This is a genomic window from Terasakiella brassicae, from assembly GCF_014641495.1.
Lineage (GTDB): Bacteria > Pseudomonadota > Alphaproteobacteria > Rhodospirillales > Terasakiellaceae > Terasakiella > Terasakiella brassicae.
This window is the reverse complement of sequence record NZ_BMHV01000007.1, coordinates 143,629-158,010: the sequence shown is the minus strand read 5'-3', so window position 1 is coordinate 158,010 and position 14,382 is coordinate 143,629. Positions and strand designations below refer to the sequence as shown.

The window sequence follows — 14,382 nt, the reverse complement described above, 5'->3', positions numbered from 1 at the left end:
CATGCCCCGATGGGCTCAACCGCTTCAGGCACCGTCAGGGAGGTGTTGCAACACCTCCCTGACAAACAAAAGAGGCAGAAAGATCATAACAAATCTTTCTGCCTCTTAATGTATAAGGCTCCGAAAAATCGGAGCCTTGGTTGCTAAAATGATGCGATGATTATTTAAGTAGTTCAGCCTTCATCGCGTTATGAACATCACAATACTTCTGTTTAGATGTGATGGATTTGTACCGCTGCCAATATCGGTGCGGATCACCCGGAATGCCTTCATCGTTCCGGGTTAATTTATAGAATTCAAATGTGACAGTATGCTCACCACCATACCCATCAGTCGTTGGACGTGATGCTTTGAGCAGTTCCAGTGCTTGATCCTCATTTGTTTTGGTCAAAATATAGTCTGTGACCGTGCAATCAGCACCTTCACCGGATCGAACCATGTCTTGGTGAACATCTTTATCAGGTGCCGACACCGTGATGGTTGATGTGATGTGACCTTTGTATCATTCACGATCTTCCAAAAACAGGTATCCGTGATATCCATGTGCATTGTAGTTCTCACGCCATGATTTAATCACTTGTTCTGTTTTACCATCACCATCCAGATCATGGGCATTGGTACCATAATTTAATGGCACGATTTGCATTTGTGCAAAAGCCGGTGTGGTACTGGTCAAAATCGCAGTCGCAATTATTATCTGAAAAATACGGGACATCCACTTAACCTTTTAAATTGCTTTGTATGCATTATGAAAAGGCTAAAGCGTTTTTATGTGGAATGGCAACCGGAAATAAAAAACAGGAGACAGGACCTTCCGATCACACTTCTCCTGTTGACTGAGCTTATATGTATCTTATCACAAATATGAAACCAAGAACAAAACAAGAACAATTTAAATAATAAAAAACCGAGCTGTATAAAGGACTTGAGAGTGGTAGCGGTGGCCGGAGTCGAACCGGCACGTCCTTGCGGACAAGGGATTTTGAATCCCTCACGTCTACCAATTCCATCACACCGCCTCGGTGTCCTTTATGGGCTCGGTTGCCCTCCTTTTAATTCGTCACTCCCGAGCTTGCAAGTGCTTTTTCTCACTTTCTGAAAATATTGCTGTTTGATGACCGTTCAAGCGCCATAAAACCTTAAAAGAATAGTCACAAAAGAACTCTGATCCGGTCTTTTTTTACATTCAGGGAAATTTGACATAATTTTTCCATCTTCTCTGCCCATAAGTCATTGCGAGAGAGAGAATCCACTGCTAAACAGCTTTTTTTGCAACCGCTTAGGATAAACAGAACGTGCTGCAACGAACCTATGACTGGATGATGGGCCTCGCCGCCCATAAACATGCCTTGTTTTTTCTGGCTATCTTATCTTTTGCTGAAAGCTCATTTTTTCCACTGCCCCCGGATATCCTGCTGTTGCCGATGGTTCTGGCAGCCCGGGATAAGGCGTGGAAAATCGCATTTATCTGCACCATTTCTTCTGTTCTCGGCGGGATTGCAGGATATGGGATCGGCTATGGTTTTTTTGAAACCATCGGTAAGGCGGTTCTGGAATTTTACAATGCGGTTGAAAAATTCGAGTCTGTCAAAGAGCTCTATAACGAACATGGTGTCCTGATCGTTTTCTCTGCGGGTTTCTCGCCCATTCCCTACAAGTTATTTACGATTGCCAGCGGTGTCACTCAAATGGATATCCTTCCGTTTACCTTGGCATCCTTGGTTGGTCGGGGCCTGCGGTTCTTTATCATCGCAGCCCTGTTGTGGAAATTTGGCAGTCCCATTCGTCTGTTTATCGAAAAACACTTAGGGAAACTGACGCTTCTTTTTGTGATTCTTCTGGTTGGCGGTTTCGCCCTGATTAAACTCTGGCATTAAGGCACTTGATATGAACAGCTTGATCCAACAGATTTCCAAAAATCCGAAACTGCCCGGCTTATTTATTCTGCTGGTTTGTATCGCGGCCCTCAGCACCGCCTATTTTGTTGAATATGTTGTGGGCATTGATCCCTGTATCCTTTGCCTTTATCAACGCATCCCTTATGCAGCGGCTGGTCTTTTTGCCCTGTTCGCCATTATCGGCAAGCCCGGTGGCTTTACACAACAAGCCGCCCTATTTGGTTGCCTTATCGCTTTTCTTGTTGGTGGATCATTGGCCTTTTACCATTTCGGGGTCGAGGAAAAATGGTGGCAAGCGGCCTGTAGCGGTGCCCAAAGCCTGAATATGAGTTTCGAAGACCTGAAGGCTTCCATCATGTCAGAGCCGCTCAAACCTTGCGATTCACGCGACTGGGTCATGTTTGGGATCTCAATTACTGTTTACAATACCATTGCCAGCCTGTTTTTAGCCCTATCCTGCTTTACGAGCCTGACAATCTTGCGTAAACTTAAAGCGCATACCCAGTAAATCAGTGACAACAGACGAGATAAAGAATGACTCCTCACCCAAAAGGTCGCATGCCCGGCGATTTAAACCATAAAGAAATGATTGAACGCATGGTCCGCGTGGATCAGGCGGGGGAGTATGGTGCGGTACGTATCTATAAAGGGCAAATGGCTGTGTTGGGGAAAGGGGACAAAAAAGACCTGATTCAACATATGCTGGAACAGGAAGAAGTCCATCTGGACACCTTTAATAAAATGGCTGCGCAACGCCGTGTCCGACCAACATTTATGACCCCCATCTGGCATATGGCCGGGTTCGCCTTGGGTGCAGGAACGGCCTTGTTAGGTGAAAAAGCCGCGATGGCCTGCACTGTTGCTGTTGAAGAAACCATTGACGCACATTACGCCGATCAAATCAAGGAACTGGGCGATAGCGAACCCGAACTGCGCGACACATTTGTAAAGTTTCGGGAAGAAGAACTCGAACACCGCGATATCGGTTATGAACATGGTGCAAAACAGGCACCGGCTTACGGATTGCTCACCAAAGCCATAAAATCAGGTTCAAAAGTCGCCATTTGGGTCTCTGAACGCTTTTAACCCGCACCTAACAGCTTTACCCGTAAAAATGCACGCCTTTGAGGGATAGTGGATGGAAGACCTTCTTATCGCAATTGATCACCGCGACCCGGCATGGATCGCCATTGCTTTTGCCTTCGGGCTGTTATTCAAACAACTGAGGCTCCCCCCAATGGTGGGGTTCCTTGTTGCCGGTTTCATCCTTCATCTGATCGGTATTGAAGGTGATAGTTTTCTGCGGGCCGTTGCCGATTTAGGGGTCACCCTGCTTTTATTTACAATCGGCTTGAAATTACGGATCGGCAGTCTGCTTAAGCCGGAGATATGGGCATCCACCAGCCTGCATATGCTTGGGTCCATTATACTCACTGTTATTTTCCTGCTGAGCCTTGGCTCTCTCGGGTTGTTTGCATTTGATGGTATTGAATTCAGTACAGCGGTTTTAATCGCTTTTGCCTTGTCTTTTTCCAGCACTGTCTTCGCTGTCAAAATGCTGGAAGACCGGGCGTCATTGACCTCTCATTTCGGGCAAATTGCCATTGGCGTTCTGGTTCTGCAAGATATTGTCGCCGTTGTTTTTCTGGCAGCCTCCGCCGGTAAAGTTCCCTCCATTTGGGCGTTGGCCCTTTTCGGTCTGATTCCGGGGCGCTTCCTTCTGCATAAATTTCTTGAATGGAGTGGACACAAAGAATTACTCACCCTCTTTGGCTTTGTTCTCGCCCTTGGCGGCGCCTTCCTGTTTGAATTGGTTGGCATGAAAGGGGATTTAGGCGCTTTGGTTGTGGGGGTTTTAATCTCCAACCACAGCAAGGCCAAAGAACTGGCAAATACCTTGCTCAGCTTCAAAGAAGTCTTTCTGGTCGGTTTCTTTCTTACCATCGGTCTGACCGGGTTACCCACTTGGGAAACGGCGATCAGTGCCCTTTTGCTGTTGCTGCTCATCCCTTTCAAAACCGTTATGTTCTTTCGGCTGTTCACCTTATTTCGGGTGCGGTCCCGCGCCAGTACACTGGCATCCTTATCGCTTGGGAATTATAGCGAATTCGGCTTAATTGTTGCCGCCATTGCCATATCTTCCGGTTGGCTTTCCTCACAGTGGCTGACGATTATTGCCATCACAGTTTCGGCTTCTTTTGTACTGGCTTCCCCCTTCAGCCTGATGGCGGACAATATCTACCAATCCTATCAGAAATTTTTAAAACGATTTGAAAGCGCAAAACGACTGTCAGGAGACGGCGATATCGGATTACACGGTCATTCTATTCTGGTTTTCGGGATGGGGCGGATTGGCAGCGCGGTTTATGACGAGATGCATGATCAGGTTGATGGTCAAATTCTGGGGATTGATTTAGATGACCGGGTTGTTGAACGTCACATAAAGAAAGGCCGAAACGTGATAACCGGCGATGCCTCCAACCCGGAATTCTGGTCACGCGTACAACATCACGAAAGTGACATTCATCTGATCCTGCTGGCCATGCCCAACCGCGAATCCAACATCCGTGCAGCCGAACAATTGCGTGAACACGGCTATAAAGGCCCCCTCGTCGCAACAGCCAAGTATGGCGATGACGTTGAAAAACTGCTTGATGCGGAAATTGACGAAGTTTACAACATTTATGAAGAAGCTGGCACGGGTACAGCCAAACAAATGCAAAAATTTCTGATGTTCCCCCGTGAGGATACGCCAGATCAAATTAAGGTATAAGGGAAATATATATTATGACTCGATTGATTAAGACACTTTGTTTGATTGCTGTTCTTGCGCTCAGCGTTGCGGGATTATCCGCCTGTTCACCGGAAGTCGGTTCCAAAGAATGGTGCGCGGACTTGAAAGAAAAGCCCAAAGGGGACTGGAGCGCGAACGAAGCCGCAGAATTTGCCAAAAGCTGCGTATTCTAATAAAAAACGCTTCCCTTCGAGGTTTATTCGAAGGGAAGCGGTTAAAAAAATGCCCTTCTGCAAGTGGGAGGTTTGCAAAAGGGCATAGATTGGGGACGTCTTGTGTTCCAGTTTTTTGACTTAATATAGGCCAGTCAGGTTGGGGAGGTTTCACCAGCCTATTTAAGAAGAATGCGCCAGACCGGAACCGCCTGCTGCATTGTTTGAATGGAATTGCTTTGAAATCCAGGTGGAGATCGTGGCAAACACATTCCACGCTGCTTCAGAGCGCATGACGCGTGCACGCTTGATCGCCAAATCGATGTCTTTTTGGGTCAACGGTTCTGCTTCGAGCAACATATATTTATCCATATCTCTTCTCCTAAATTTCAAATCGCATTTTGATCCTTGCGATGAATAAGAATGTATTTCTTTTCCTGAGAAAAGATAATATGTTATTTTGGCAAACGACTTGTGAGTTTTATTCACAAATAGGTGAAGCATGACCAAAGAAACCCAAATGAATATCTTTACACAAGCTGTAAAGGAAGGAAGTTTTTCTTCTGCTGCGCGTTCACTTCACCTCACGCCTTCTGCCGTCAGTAAACAAATCAATGCCCTTGAAGACCGGCTTGGTGTTCGCTTGTTAAATCGCACGACACGTAAAATCCATTTGACAGAAGCCGGTGCGCGCTACCTCGAACATTGCCAACGCATTTTAATTGATATTGAAAATGCCGAAAGCGAAGTTGGCGGTATGCGTGACAGTCCACGCGGGTTGTTGCGTGTCAACGCCCCGGTTGTCATGGGCGCGCGACGCATCGCCCCCTTGCTGGTCGAATTCAAAGAGCGTTATCCCGACATCAAAATTGAAATGAACTTATCCGATCACCGTGTCGATTTAATGGAGTCCGGTGATGATGTTGCCTTGCGTATTGGTGATGAACTTTATGATTCTTCCATGATCGCCCGGCGCATTTGTCGATTGCGGCGCATTGTCTATGCCGCGCCCAGTTATCTGGATAAATACGGGGAACCACAAACCCCGGAAGAATTACTGGACCATAACTGCATCACCTATAACGAACCCGCCTACCTGAATGACTGGCCATTCATCAATTGTCCGGGGCCAAAATTAATTCATGTCAGTGGCAGTTTCCTCAGCAATAATGGCGAGGCTCACCATTATGCGGCCTTACAGGGGCTTGGCATTGCCCGTCTGGCGACCCTTTTGTGCGGGGAACGTATTCAAAGCGGTGATCTGGTGGAAATTTTACGCGACTATGAACCGCCTTCGCGGGTTTATTTCTGGGCAATTTATCCGCAAAATCGTTATGTTGCGCCGAAACTTCGGGTCTTTCTGGATTTTCTTTTGGAAAAACTCAGTCCGATACCACCGTGGGATCAATACGAAACATGAAAATTTCATCATCACCCTCCCCTAACTTTGATGAACGTCCGATGGATACACCCATTGACATACTGGTCCTGCATTACACCGGTATGAAAACGGCCCGGGCTGCATTGGAACGCATGTGTGACCCACAAGCCGAAGTCAGCGCCCACTACATGATTGACGAAGACGGCAGCATTACCCAACTGGTCACAGAAGATAAACGTGCCTGGCATGCCGGTGTTGCCTATTGGCGGGGACACACAAATATCAATGCCCGTTCAATCGGTATTGAGATCGTCAATCCCGGCCATGAATGGGGATATCGTGCATTTCCCACATTACAAATCGATGCTGTCATACAATTATCCAAAGACATACTGGCCCGTCATCCCATCCCGGCGCGTAATGTCGTCGGACACAGTGATGTCGCCCCCGGTCGTAAACAAGACCCCGGTGAACTTTTTCCGTGGCAAAAGCTGGCGCAAAACGGTGTTGGTTTATGGTTAGATTCAAACAACCACCAAACCAATCTCCTTGACCTAGGATACGAAGACGAAAGCACAGATAGTATTCTGGCTTTCCAACGCCATTTCACCCCAAATCATCTCAGCGGTGTTCTTGATGACAGAACAAAACAAGCGTTAAGCAGGATTTGCTTGACCTAGCCCCCCTTTACACTTAAGCAAAGCCGTGTCAGGTGGTTGGATGATCGCTCCATAGCTGGTAACGGCTATGGGGAGGAAAGTCCGGGCTTCATGGATATACGGTGCCGGATAACGTCCGGCGAGGGTGACCTTAGGGAAAGTGCCACAGAAAGCAAACCGCCTTTGTTTACAAAGGTAAGGGTGAAAGGGTGCGGTAAGAGCGCACCGCTGGCCTAGCGATAGGACAGGCATGGTAAACCCCACCGGAAGCAAGACCAAATAGGAACGGACGGCAGATTCAACGGGCTGCAAATGCATATCCACATTACCGTTCGGGTGTGTCGCGCGAGGCGTTTGGCAACAAACGTCCCAGACGAATGATCATCCATCCTGTGCAAACAGGGGGACAGAACCCGGCTTACAGACCACCTGACTTCATTTCTTCAACGCATATGGCCCGCATAATGACAAATCGTGACATTTATGTAGATATTCAGGGGAACGGCCCTGCGCTTATCCTGCTACACAGTTGGTGTGGATCCCATCACGACTGGACGCGCATCATTGACCTGCTGAAAGACCGCTTCACCCTTTACACATGGGATGCACGCGGGCATGGGCAATCTGTACATCACGGCGAAACACCATGCACCTTGTCCAAAATGGCGGCAGACCTGAACAATCTGATTTGTGATTATAAGCTGGATAAGCCGATGGTCGTCGGGCATTCTATGGGGGCGTTTGTCCTCTGGCAATATCTGGAAACTTACGGACAGGACAGCCTGTCCCAGATCGCAATCATTGATCAAACACCCAAACTGGTTACAGACCCGACATGGCCTCACGGCATTTACGGGCAGTTTGATCAAGATAAAAGCACTGCATTTATCAACGCCATACAAAATGAGTTTGCCGAAAATGTTCTTAAACTCGCAGCCTTTGGTCACAATGCAAAAACACGTAAAAAATACGAAGAAAATTCAAAAGGCATGCAAGCCTTGCGGGCCTATCTTCAGAACCTTGATCCCCTTCCCCTCATTGATATCTGGCGGGATTTAACACAAGCCGATTTTCGTAATCTTCTGCCCAACATCACCCTACCTACCCTGTTGGTCTATGGAACAGATAGCAATTATTACGGTGAAGCGGTTGCACGCTACATGCAAAAGACATTACCCTATAACCAACTTCACCTGATTGAACAGGCCGACCATTCCCCACATCTATTTGATCCGGGGAGGTTCGTTGACACTTTAATCAAATTTTACGTTTAAACAGCCGTCCAGCCGCCGTCCATCGTCAGGGAGGAGCCGGTCATCTGGCTGGCGGCATCACTGCAGAGAAACACAGCAGCTGCCCCTAATTGATCAGGCGTTGCAAATTGTTTTGAGGGCTGTTTTTCCGACAATAGGTCACGAGCTTCTTCTTCAACTGAACGTCCTGATTTTTCAGCACGTGCCACGATTTGATCTTCCACCAACGGTGTGCGCACCCAACCGGGACAAATGGAATTGGCCGTGATGCCGCTTTCGGCGGTTTCCAGCGCACAGACCTTGGTTAAACCGATCAATCCATGTTTAGAGGCCACATAGGCCGATTTATTGACAGAAGCCACCTGACCATGGGCAGACGCCACATTGATAATGCGGCCCCAGTTTTTGTTTTTCATGTCAGGCAATGCCAAACGCATGGTATGAAATGCAGCAGTCAAGTTCAAAGAAAGCACCATATCCCATTTATCCGGTGCAAAATCTTCAATCGGCGCCACATGCTGCATGCCCGCGTTATTAACCAGAATATCAACAGGACCAAGATCGGATTTGACTTTTGCCATCATAGCTTCGATCTCTGTCTGTTGTAACAAATCCGCCGCTGCAAAGATAACACGCCCTGTGCCCAAGCCATTCAGTTGTTCAACCAACGCATCGGTTTCCGGTGTTTGTGTCCGTGCATTCACAACCACATCGGCATTTTGTTCGGCAAATGCTTGCGCAATCCCCAAACCAATCCCGCTTGTCGACCCTGTTACAACTGCAATCTTGCCCGTTAACATGAAAATATCTCCCATATATAATTTTGCAGGATAGTTAAACATTTGCTTTCCAAGGTCAAGGTTCTTGGACGCTCAACAGGCCTGCAATCCGGCTTTTAGGAAGGTCATTAAAAAAAATCCCCTTCTCCAAATTGAAGAAGGGGATAAGTAAAGAGTCTCTAGGGGAGAACTCTCGGGAGAGACCATCCTTCCCCCTGATATTAGGAGGAAGGAAATCTATTAAATTTCAGATAAACAGACGTATTTCAGTTCCAGATAGTCATCCAATCCAAACTTGGAACCTTCACGCCCCAGACCGGATTGTTTCACTCCGCCAAATGGGGCCGCTTCATTTGAAATAAGCCCTGTATTGACACCAACCATGCCGTATTCCAATTCCTCAGCCACACGAAAAACGTTGCTCATATCCTTGGAATAGAAATAAGAGGCCAAACCAAATTCCGTATCATTGGCTTGTTCAATGACATCTTCGGCATCTTTGAATTTAAACAAAGGGGCCACGGGGCCGAACGTTTCTTCACGGGCGACTTTCATCTCTTTGGTGACATTCTTGATGATTGTCGGTTCAAAGAAACTTTTGCCCAAGGCATGACGTTTCCCGCCACACACAATTTCACCGCCTTTGGCAAGCGCATCGGCCACGTGGTCTTCGACTTTTTCAATGGCTTTCATGTCAATCAACGGACCTTGAACAACACCATCGTCCAGTCCATTTCCGACTTTCAGTTCCCGCACCTTGGCCGCCAGTTTTTCAGCGAAGGCATCATAAACCCCTTCCTGAACATAAAGACGGTTGGCGCAAACGCATGTTTGGCCCGAATTGCGATATTTGGAAATCATCGCGCCTTCGACAGCGGCATCCAAATCCGCATCGTCAAAAACGATAAACGGTGCATTACCGCCCAATTCCAATCCCAGTTTTTTGATGGTATCGGAAGATTGTTTCATCAACAAACGGCCCACACCGGTCGAACCGGTAAAGGTCACTTTGCGAACTGTGTCATTTGCCGTCATTTCGCCACCAATGGCAACCGGATCACCAATGATGCAGTTGATCAAACCTTTCGGAAGGCCCGCTTGTTCCGCCAATTCGCACAAGGCCAACGCAGACAGCGGGGTTTGTTCCGCCGGCTTCATCAACGTGGCACACCCAACCGCCAAGGCCGGGGCAATTTTGCGGGTAATCATGGCGTTGGGGAAATTCCACGGGGTGATTGAGGCGATCACCCCGATCGGCTGTTTCATCACAACGATACGCTTATCATCAGATGGGGCCGGAATCGTTTCACCGTAAACGCGCTTGGCTTCTTCGGCATACCATTCGATATAACTTGCACCATAGGCAATTTCACCACGAGCTTCCGTTAAGGGTTTACCCATTTCGTCCGTGATAATTTGCGCGAGATCTTCCTGATTTTCCATGATCAGGGTGAACCATTTACGAAGAATATTTGAACGTTCTTTCGCCGGGCGGCGTTTCCATAGTTTTTGTGCAACACGGGCCGCTTCAATCGCACGTCGTGTTTCTGCGGCACCCATCTTGGGAACAACCGCAATCACTTCGTCCGTCGCAGGGTTGGTCACTTCCAGCGTTTCACCACTGTCTGCATCCACCCATGCCCCGTCGATATAACCTTTGTCACGCAGGAGTGCTTTGTTGGTCAAGTTCATAAAAATATCTCCCTTTACGCGGCTTGTTTAATGGCAGCGGCAATAATGTTCAGGGCTTCGTCGAAAACTTCGTCCTGAATGGTCAAAGGCGGCAAGAAACGGATGCAGTTGCCATAGACACCGCAAGACAACAAAATCAGGCCGTTTTCTTTGGCAAATTTAATGGCAGAAGCCACCATATCTGCGCGCGGGTTCCCATCTTCGATAAATTCAACAGCAACCATCAAACCTTGACCGCGCACGTCTGCAATTTGGGGAACATCGTCTTTCAATGCGCTCAACATGGCACGTAATTTTTCACCCAAGGCGGTTGTACGTTCATGGAAGGCCGGATCGGACATGATGTCACACACCGCATTCGCGGCCGCAACGGCAACCGCATTACCGGCATATGTTCCGCCCAGACCACCCGGGTTCGGCGCATCCATGATTTCCGCCTTACCAATAACGGCAGAAATTGGCATCCCGCCGCCCAATCCTTTGGCAGAGGTCGTCAAGTCGGCTTCAACACCGTAATGTTCCATCGCAAAGAACTTGCCAGTACGCCCAAAACCGCTTTGAACTTCATCAGCAATCATAACAATGCCGTGTTCGTCACAAATGGCACGGATACGTTCAACAAAATCTTGCGGCGCCGGATAAAAACCGCCTTCGCCTTGTGTCGGTTCAAAAATAATGGCCGCGACATTTTTCGGGGCAATATCGGATTTGAACAAGTTCTCCAATGCCTTGATAGAGGCCTCAACAGAAATGCCATGCACATCATTAGGGAACGGGAAATGATACACATCGTTCATCATGGAACCAAAATCCGCCTTATAAGGCATCACTTTACCTGTCAGGCTCATCCCCATAAATGTCCGGCCGTGGAAACCGCCATTTGTCGCAATCACACCTGTACGCCCTGTGTGGGCGCGTGCAATTTTGATGGCATTTTCAACGGCTTCGGCACCAGTGGAGACAAAAGCGGTTTTTTTCTTGCTGGGACCGGGAACAAACTTGTTCAGTTTTTCCGCCAATTCCACATAGTTTTCATAAGGCGTGACCTGGTGGCAGGTATGGGTGAAGGCTGCGACTTGTTTTTCAATTGCCGCTGTGACTTGGGGGTTGCGGTGTCCTGTATTGCAGACCCCGATCCCGGCGCCAAAATCAATAAAGCGACGACCTTCTACATCCCATATTTCCGCATTTTCCGCACGTTCCGCAAAGAAATCCGTGATAAAGCCGACGCCGCGCGAAATCGCATCAATACGACGTTCCAGAAGATTTGCATTGTTAGCCATTTTAGTACCTCTATTCTTTCCAAAGTAGTCCTTGGGCAGGCAAGGGGATGCCATATGCATCCTTTGCATACCGTTATTCATTTAATTGTGTGAAAACCGTAGCTGACGGTTAAATCTGTAAAAGCATTTGACGTTAATCCTCGCGAATGACGAAAACCGAACAATGAGCATGACGGACAACCCGTTCCGCATTTGATCCGATGAAGTAGCTGGAAATACCCGGTTTCTGTGCCATCAGGATAATAGCATCCACACCAAGTTCTTCTGCCGTTTCAACAATTTGATCATGGGCTGTGCCTTCCCTGCATAAACTGTCCCCTTTAAGGTTCTTGGGAAGTTTATTCAGGAAAACATCAATTTTTTTAACCGCATCCCCTTGATGGTCCGTCACATTTTTTTTGCTTAAATGCGGATAGCCTGCGCGATGGATTAGGCTTTGATCCACATAAAGCATGTGAATTTCCGCCTCTTCATTGTTGGCAATGGCAACCGCAACCTTGATCTGTTCATCAATTTGTTCCTCATGGGCCAAATCAATCGGTAACAGAATTTTCTTAAAAACAGTCATTTCCCTATCCCATCACCAAGTTAGGTAACCATAAAACGATTTGCGGAAAGACCATACACAGGATCAAAACAATCAGGTTGAGCGTAATAAACGGCGTGACCGACTTGTAAATTTCCGACATACCGATTTCCGGCGGTGCAATCCCTTTTAGATAGAACAAAGCAAATCCATAAGGCGGCGTTTGAACCGCAATCAAAATATTCAGGATCATCAAAACCCCAAACCAGATCGGGTCATATCCCAAGGAAACGGCAATCGGTGTAAACAACGGTGCACACATCAAAACAATGATGAATTCATCAATAATAAAGCCCAACAGCAACATGATGATCTGGAACATGATAATGATCATAATCGGCGGCAGATCCAGCGTGCCGGTGAAATCGGCAACCATGCTTTGTACCCCCATCAATAGATGGAAGTTGCTGAAAACGGATGCACCGAAAATAATCCACATGGCAACACTGACCAATGTCCCGGTCTGAAAACCGGCGGATAAAAACATATCAACTTTGAAACGCTTGAACAGGATTGCCAGAATAATCGCGCCGATTACACCAACAGCACCAGATTCAGTCGGCGTGGCAATCCCGGTGATGATACTGCCCAACACAACAAAGATCAGCAACATGGAACAAAAACCATCTCGGATGATTTTAAAACGTTCCTTCCCCGTTGGTTTGACAAAATCAAGATCGTCTGTGTCTTTTGGTGCGCGTTCCGGGTTGATCCAACAGCTGATAATCACATAAAGCATCATCAGAACAACGGTCAGCAAGGCAGGCATCATCGCCCCCAAGAACATACGACCAACGGAATTCTGGGTCGAAGCAGCAAACATGATCATGGGAATGCTCGGCGGGATCAGGATGCCCAATCCACCACCTGCCATAATCACACCAAGGGCAAGACGTTTGTTATAGCCACGTTCCAGCATAGGGCGCAGGGCGATACTGCCCGATGTCATAATCCCGGCACCAATGATACCGACCATCGCGCCGATCATGGAACACACCCCGATAACACTGAGGGCAAGAGAACCACGCAAGCGCCCGATCAACATTTGAGAAAAATTGAACATGGCATCGCCAATGCCCGATTTCGTCAACAACTGCCCCATGTAGATATAAAGCGGGATCGCTAATAAAATAAAACTAAAATAAGTGGCTTCAATTGTCGTCGGCAGAACGTTAAAAATACCTTCGCCCCAAACAAAATAGCCGACAACCATTGCAATACCGCCCAAGGCCAAACCAACGGGGGCGCCAATGGCAAAGAAAACCAGAATACAGCCCAATAAGACCAATGTTAAAAGCTCAATTCCCATCATCGACCTCCTCAAGCAATGCCTGCCCGGTTGACAGGAAATAAACATCAACAATCAAATCTTTGATCAGTTGTGCGATAAAGAGGGACGCGGCAACGCAGCCCATAACCCAAAAATGAAACATCGGCGGGGCCCATTCACTTTGGCGGCGATAATCAAATTCAATCGCTTCTTCAAATTTGCCGAAGCAGGTATAGACAATCAGCACTAAGAAGAAGATTCCCAACACATAGGCAACGATGTTAAAGGCGCTACGTGTTTGATGTGAGACCTGAAGATAAAGAATATCTACGTTGATATGAGCTTTTTTCTGTTGTGCATAAGCGCCACCCAGCGCGGCAATATAGCCAAACAGGAACAGTGATGTATCGAAGGCCCAAACGGTCGGTTTATTCAAGACGTAGCGAGAAAAGACTTCGAACGCTACGATGATAGCCAGCACCGGCATAAGCAAGGCGGCCATTTTACCTGTAAGTGCAACAAGCCTATCGATAAATGTGCAAAAGCTCCTTAGAAGATTGGAAAATTTCATAAATTTTATTGTAAACCGGGCTGCCGACAAATGTGGACAGCCCGGTTTACCTCCATAGGGACCT

17 protein-coding genes, 1 tRNA gene and 1 other RNA gene are annotated in these 14,382 nt (G+C 47.6%); 9 read left to right on the top strand and 10 right to left on the bottom strand.

What is annotated here, in order from left to right; genetic code table 11:
- Positions 1–160: 160 nt before the first annotated feature.
- From IEW74_RS06785 to IEW74_RS06775, 3 genes are all read right to left on the bottom strand, one after another.
- Entirely contained in the window at positions 161–439 is a 279-nt protein-coding gene (locus IEW74_RS06785) for a hypothetical protein (RefSeq protein ID WP_188663038.1), read from the bottom strand.
- Between the two features lie 63 nt (positions 440–502).
- On the bottom strand, positions 503–715 hold the full coding sequence (locus IEW74_RS06780; RefSeq protein ID WP_188663036.1) for a hypothetical protein: 213 nt from the start codon (positions 713–715) through the stop codon (positions 503–505).
- A 217-nt stretch (positions 716–932) separates the two neighbouring features.
- Positions 933–1,019, bottom strand: a tRNA-Leu gene (locus tag IEW74_RS06775).
- 276 nt (positions 1,020–1,295) lie between these two features.
- Between IEW74_RS06775 and IEW74_RS06770 the strand changes: the two genes are divergently transcribed.
- Genes IEW74_RS06770 through IEW74_RS06750 form a run of 5 tightly spaced genes read left to right on the top strand, consistent with a single transcriptional unit; the run spans position 1,296 to position 4,865 of the window.
- Positions 1,296–1,877 (top strand): YqaA family protein, encoded by a 582-nt coding sequence (locus IEW74_RS06770; protein WP_188663034.1) that lies wholly within the window; start codon positions 1,296–1,298, stop codon positions 1,875–1,877.
- Between the two features lie 10 nt (positions 1,878–1,887).
- Positions 1,888–2,406 (top strand): disulfide bond formation protein B, encoded by a 519-nt coding sequence (locus tag IEW74_RS06765; protein ID WP_188663032.1) that lies wholly within the window; start codon positions 1,888–1,890, stop codon positions 2,404–2,406.
- A gap of 26 nt (positions 2,407–2,432) precedes the next feature.
- On the top strand, positions 2,433–2,984 hold the full coding sequence (locus IEW74_RS06760) for a demethoxyubiquinone hydroxylase family protein (RefSeq protein ID WP_188663029.1): 552 nt from the start codon (positions 2,433–2,435) through the stop codon (positions 2,982–2,984).
- A 52-nt stretch (positions 2,985–3,036) separates the two neighbouring features.
- Positions 3,037–4,671 (top strand): cation:proton antiporter domain-containing protein, encoded by a 1,635-nt coding sequence (locus tag IEW74_RS06755; protein WP_188663027.1) that lies wholly within the window; start codon positions 3,037–3,039, stop codon positions 4,669–4,671.
- A gap of 14 nt (positions 4,672–4,685) precedes the next feature.
- Complete coding sequence (locus IEW74_RS06750) at positions 4,686–4,865, top strand: DUF3012 domain-containing protein (protein ID WP_188663025.1); 180 nt, start codon at positions 4,686–4,688, stop codon at positions 4,863–4,865.
- Between the two features lie 162 nt (positions 4,866–5,027).
- Here IEW74_RS06750 and IEW74_RS06745 read toward each other — a convergent pair whose 3' ends face one another.
- On the bottom strand, positions 5,028–5,216 hold the full coding sequence (locus IEW74_RS06745; RefSeq protein ID WP_188663023.1) for an RSP_7527 family protein: 189 nt from the start codon (positions 5,214–5,216) through the stop codon (positions 5,028–5,030).
- Between the two features lie 130 nt (positions 5,217–5,346).
- Between IEW74_RS06745 and IEW74_RS06740 the strand changes: the two genes are divergently transcribed.
- The 4 genes from IEW74_RS06740 to IEW74_RS06725 all read left to right on the top strand — a co-directional run bounded on the left by IEW74_RS06740 (position 5,347) and on the right by IEW74_RS06725 (position 8,158).
- Positions 5,347–6,264 (top strand): LysR family transcriptional regulator, encoded by a 918-nt coding sequence (locus IEW74_RS06740; RefSeq protein ID WP_188663021.1) that lies wholly within the window; start codon positions 5,347–5,349, stop codon positions 6,262–6,264.
- A complete protein-coding gene (locus IEW74_RS06735; protein ID WP_188663019.1) occupies positions 6,261–6,905 on the top strand; it encodes an N-acetylmuramoyl-L-alanine amidase in 645 nt (214 codons plus the stop codon). The genes IEW74_RS06740 and IEW74_RS06735 overlap by 4 nt, the downstream gene beginning before the upstream one ends.
- Positions 6,906–6,933: 28 nt before the next feature.
- Positions 6,934–7,321: RNase P RNA component class A (gene rnpB / locus IEW74_RS06730), an RNA gene on the top strand.
- A 27-nt stretch (positions 7,322–7,348) separates the two neighbouring features.
- A complete protein-coding gene (locus tag IEW74_RS06725) occupies positions 7,349–8,158 on the top strand; it encodes an alpha/beta fold hydrolase (RefSeq protein WP_188663017.1) in 810 nt (269 codons plus the stop codon).
- Here IEW74_RS06725 and IEW74_RS06720 read toward each other — a convergent pair.
- The 6 genes from IEW74_RS06720 to IEW74_RS06695 all read right to left on the bottom strand — a co-directional run bounded on the left by IEW74_RS06720 (position 8,155) and on the right by IEW74_RS06695 (position 14,318).
- Positions 8,155–8,937 carry a 3-hydroxybutyrate dehydrogenase gene (locus IEW74_RS06720; RefSeq protein ID WP_188663015.1) on the bottom strand — a complete coding sequence of 261 codons (783 nt, stop codon included), beginning with the start codon at positions 8,935–8,937 and terminating at the stop codon, positions 8,155–8,157. The genes IEW74_RS06725 and IEW74_RS06720 overlap by 4 nt on opposite strands.
- A 219-nt stretch (positions 8,938–9,156) precedes the next feature.
- Positions 9,157–10,608, bottom strand: a complete 1,452-nt coding sequence (locus tag IEW74_RS06715; protein WP_188663013.1) for an NAD-dependent succinate-semialdehyde dehydrogenase — start codon at positions 10,606–10,608, stop codon at positions 9,157–9,159.
- A gap of 14 nt (positions 10,609–10,622) precedes the next feature.
- Complete coding sequence (gene gabT, locus IEW74_RS06710) at positions 10,623–11,891, bottom strand: 4-aminobutyrate--2-oxoglutarate transaminase (protein ID WP_188663012.1); 1,269 nt, start codon at positions 11,889–11,891, stop codon at positions 10,623–10,625.
- A 133-nt stretch (positions 11,892–12,024) separates the two neighbouring features.
- Positions 12,025–12,459 carry a universal stress protein gene (locus IEW74_RS06705; RefSeq protein ID WP_188663010.1) on the bottom strand — a complete coding sequence of 145 codons (435 nt, stop codon included), beginning with the start codon at positions 12,457–12,459 and terminating at the stop codon, positions 12,025–12,027.
- A 4-nt stretch (positions 12,460–12,463) separates the two neighbouring features.
- Positions 12,464–13,786 (bottom strand): TRAP transporter large permease, encoded by a 1,323-nt coding sequence (locus IEW74_RS06700; RefSeq protein ID WP_188663008.1) that lies wholly within the window; start codon positions 13,784–13,786, stop codon positions 12,464–12,466.
- Entirely contained in the window at positions 13,776–14,318 is a 543-nt protein-coding gene (locus IEW74_RS06695) for a TRAP transporter small permease subunit (protein ID WP_229734259.1), read from the bottom strand. The genes IEW74_RS06700 and IEW74_RS06695 overlap by 11 nt, the downstream gene beginning before the upstream one ends.
- Between the last annotated feature and the right edge of the window lie 64 nt (positions 14,319–14,382).